Source organism: Streptomyces sp. SID14478 (assembly GCF_010548525.1).
Taxonomy (GTDB): Bacteria; Actinomycetota; Actinomycetes; order Streptomycetales; family Streptomycetaceae; genus Streptomyces.
Map to the genome: position 1 here is coordinate 1 of NZ_JAAGMG010000263.1, position 3,933 is coordinate 3,933.

At 68.8% G+C, this 3,933-nt stretch carries 2 protein-coding genes; both read left to right on the forward strand.

What is annotated here, in order from left to right; all coding sequences use genetic code 11:
* A partial coding sequence (locus G3I40_RS09280) for a multifunctional oxoglutarate decarboxylase/oxoglutarate dehydrogenase thiamine pyrophosphate-binding subunit/dihydrolipoyllysine-residue succinyltransferase subunit (protein ID WP_164301682.1) occupies positions 1-3,470 on the forward strand: 3,470 nt, incomplete at its 5' end.
* Between the two features lie 133 nt (positions 3,471-3,603).
* A complete protein-coding gene (locus G3I40_RS09285) occupies positions 3,604-3,789 on the forward strand; it encodes a DUF6104 family protein (protein ID WP_164301683.1) in 186 nt (61 codons plus the stop codon).
* The last annotated feature ends 144 nt before the right edge of the window (positions 3,790-3,933 follow it).

Consider the following 3,933-nt stretch of genomic DNA (forward strand, 5'->3'; position numbering starts at 1 on the left):
CCGACGCCGCGCCCGCGTCCGCCCCGGCTCCCGCGAAGGCCGCCCCCGCCACCGCCACCCCCGCTCCGAAGAAGGCTGAACCAGTGACGACCGAGGCCCCTGCCGGCCCCGAGTTCGTGACGCTGCGCGGTCCCGCCGCAGCCGTCGCGAAGAACATGAACGCCTCCGTCGAGGTCCCCACGGCCACGTCCGTGCGCGCCGTCCCGGTGAAGCTGCTGTTCGACAACCGCATCGTCATCAACAACCACCTCAAGCGCGCCCGCGGCGGGAAGATCTCCTTCACGCACCTCATCGGGTACGCGATGGTGCAGGCCATCAAGGCCATGCCGTCGATGAACCACTCCTTCGCGGTCAAGGACGGCAAGCCGACCCTGGTCAAGCCGGAGCACATCAACTTCGGCCTCGCCATCGACCTGGTGAAGCCCAACGGCGACCGCCAGCTCGTCGTCGCCGGCATCAAGAAGGCCGAGACGCTGAACTTCTTCGAGTTCTGGCAGGCCTACGAGGACATCGTCCGCCGCGCCCGCGACGGCAAGCTCGGCATGGACGACTTCAGCGGCGTCACGGTCTCCCTGACCAACCCCGGCGGCCTCGGCACCGTCCACTCGGTCCCGCGCCTGATGCCCGGACAGTCGGTCATCATGGGCGTCGGCTCGATGGACTACCCGGCCGAGTTCCAGGGCACGAGCCAGGACACCCTCAACAAGCTCGGCATCTCGAAGGTCATGACGCTCACGTCGACCTACGACCACCGGGTCATCCAGGGCGCCGCCTCCGGCGAGTTCCTGCGCGTCGTCGCGAACCTCCTCCTCGGTGAGAACGAGTTCTACGACGACATCTTCAAGTCGCTGCGCATCCCCTACGAGCCGGTCCGCTGGCTCAAGGACATCGACGCCTCGCACGACGACGACGTCACCAAGGCCGCGCGCGTCTTCGAGCTGATCCACTCCTACCGGGTCCGCGGCCACGTCATGGCCGACACCGACCCGCTGGAGTACCAGCAGCGCAAGCACCCCGACCTGGACATCACCGAGCACGGGCTCACCCTGTGGGACCTGGAGCGCGAGTTCGCCGTCGGCGGCTTCGCCGGCAAGTCGATGATGAAGCTGCGCGACATCCTCGGTGTGCTGCGCGACTCGTACTGCCGCACCACCGGCGTCGAGTTCATGCACATCCAGGACCCGAAGCAGCGCAAGTGGATCCAGGACCGCATCGAGCGCGCACACTCCAAGCCGGAGCGCGAGGAGCAGCTGCGCATCCTGCGCCGGCTGAACTCGGCCGAGGCGTTCGAGACGTTCCTGCAGACGAAGTTCGTCGGCCAGAAGCGCTTCTCCCTGGAGGGCGGCGAGTCCGTCGTCCCGCTGCTCGACGCGGTCATCGACTCCGCCGCCGAGGCCCGCCTCGACGAGGTCGTCATCGGCATGGCCCACCGCGGCCGGCTGAACGTGCTGGCCAACATCGTCGGCAAGTCGTACGCGCAGATCTTCCGCGAGTTCGAGGGCAACCTCGACCCGAAGTCGATGCACGGCTCCGGCGACGTGAAGTACCACCTGGGCGCCGAGGGCACCTTCACCGGCCTGGACGGCGAGCAGATCAAGGTCTCGCTGGCCGCCAACCCGTCCCACCTGGAGACGGTCGACCCGGTCATCGAGGGCATCGTCCGCGCCAAGCAGGACATCATCAACAAGGGCGGCACGGACTTCACGGTCCTGCCCGTCGCCCTGCACGGTGACGCGGCCTTCGCGGGCCAGGGCGTCGTGGCCGAGACGCTGAACATGTCGCAGCTGCGCGGCTACCGCACGGGCGGCACGGTCCACATCGTCATCAACAACCAGGTCGGCTTCACGGCGGCTCCCGAGTCGTCGCGCTCCTCCATGTACGCCACGGACGTGGCCCGCATGATCGAGGCCCCGATCTTCCACGTGAACGGCGACGACCCCGAGGCCGTCGTCCGCGTGGCCCGCCTCGCCTTCGAGTTCCGCCAGGCGTTCAACAAGGATGTGGTCATCGACCTCATCTGCTACCGCCGCCGCGGGCACAACGAGTCGGACAACCCGGCGTTCACGCAGCCCCTGATGTACGACCTGATCGACAAGAAGCGCTCGGTGCGCAAGCTCTACACCGAGTCCCTCATCGGTCGCGGCGACATCACCCTGGAAGAGGCCGAGCAGGCGCTGCAGGACTTCCAGGGCCAGCTGGAGAAGGTCTTCACGGAGGTCCGCGAGGCCGTCGCGCACCCCGGCGAGAGCGAGTCCCCGGCCCCGCAGGCCGAGTTCCCCGTGCCGGTGCAGACCGCGATCTCCCAGGAGGTCGTCAAGCGCATCGCCGAGTCCCAGGTCAACATCCCGGACAACGTCACGGTGCACCCGCGTCTGCTGCCGCAGCTGCAGCGCCGCGCGTCGATGATCGAGGACGGGACGATCGACTGGGGCATGGGCGAGACCCTCGCCGTCGGTTCGCTCCTCCTGGAGGGCACCCCGGTGCGCCTGTCGGGCCAGGACTCGCGCCGCGGCACCTTCGGCCAGCGCCACGCGGTCCTGATCGACCGGGAGACGGGCGAGGACTTCACCCCGCTCCTCTACCTGTCGCCCGAGCAGGCCCGCTACAACGTGTACGACTCGCTCCTGTCCGAGTACGCGGTCATGGGCTTCGAGTACGGCTACTCGCTGGCCCGTCCCGAGTCGCTCGTGCTGTGGGAGGCGCAGTTCGGTGACTTCGTCAACGGCGCGCAGACCGTCGTCGACGAGTACATCTCGGCCGCCGAGCAGAAGTGGGGCCAGACGTCCGGCGTCACCCTGCTGCTCCCGCACGGCTACGAGGGCCAGGGCCCGGACCACTCCTCGGCCCGCATCGAGCGCTTCCTGCAGCTGTGCGCGCAGAACAACATGACGGTGGCCATGCCCACGCTCCCGTCGAACTACTTCCACCTCCTGCGGTGGCAGGTGCACAACCCGCACCACAAGCCGCTGGTGGTCTTCACCCCGAAGTCGATGCTGCGCCTCAAGGCCGCCGCGTCGAAGGTGGAGGAGTTCACGACGGGCGGCTTCCGTCCGGTCATCAGCGACGACTCGGTGGACGCGGCCGCGGTCAAGAAGGTCGTCTTCGTGGCGGGCAAGCTGTACTACGACCTCGAGGCCGAGCGGAAGAAGAGCGGCGTCACCGACACCGCGATCATCCGCGTCGAGCGCCTGTACCCGCTGCCCGGCGCCGAACTCCAGGCGGAGATCGCCAAGTTCCCGAACGCCGAGAAGTACATCTGGGCGCAGGAGGAGCCGGCGAACCAGGGTGCCTGGCCGTTCATCGCGCTCAACCTGATCGACCACCTGGACCTGGCGGTCGGCGCCGACGTCCCGCACGGCGAGCGCCTGCGCCGCATCTCGCGCCCGCACTCCTCGTCCCCGGCGGTCGGCTCCGCGAAGCGCCATCAGGCGGAGCAGGAGCAGCTGGTGCGTGAGGTGTTCGAGGCGTAGGTCTCGTCACTCGCGTCCTGTACGCCGGTGGGGCCGGGCCCCGGGTCTTCACGGACTCGGGGTCCGGCCCTTTCCGTACGTAGGCTGTGCACCACAGCACCGCATTCGACACCCCCTGCAGGAGAACGACCCCATGTACTTCACCGACCGCGGCATCGAAGAACTGGAGAAGCGGCGCGGCGAGGAGGACGTCACCTTCGAGTGGCTCGCCGAGCAGCTGCGGACGTTCGTCGATCTCAACCCGGACTTCGAGGTGCCGGTGGAGCGCCTGGCGACCTGGCTGGCGCGGCTGGACGACGAGGACGAGGACGACGAGTAGCAGCGCTCGTCCCGCCGGTCAGCCGCGCGCCGCGCGCATCCTGTCGTACGCGAACCCGAGCGCGCCGTGGACGAGCAGCACGGCGCCCGCGGTGAGCCAGCCGCCGCTGCGCCGCCGCAGCCCGTGCAGGGCGAACGGGACGCC

Coding starts and splice junctions, on each gene's coding strand:
- G3I40_RS09285 (WP_164301683.1), top strand. CDS start 3,604: ATGTACTTCACCGACCGCGGCATCGAAGAACTGGAGAAGCGGCGCGGC.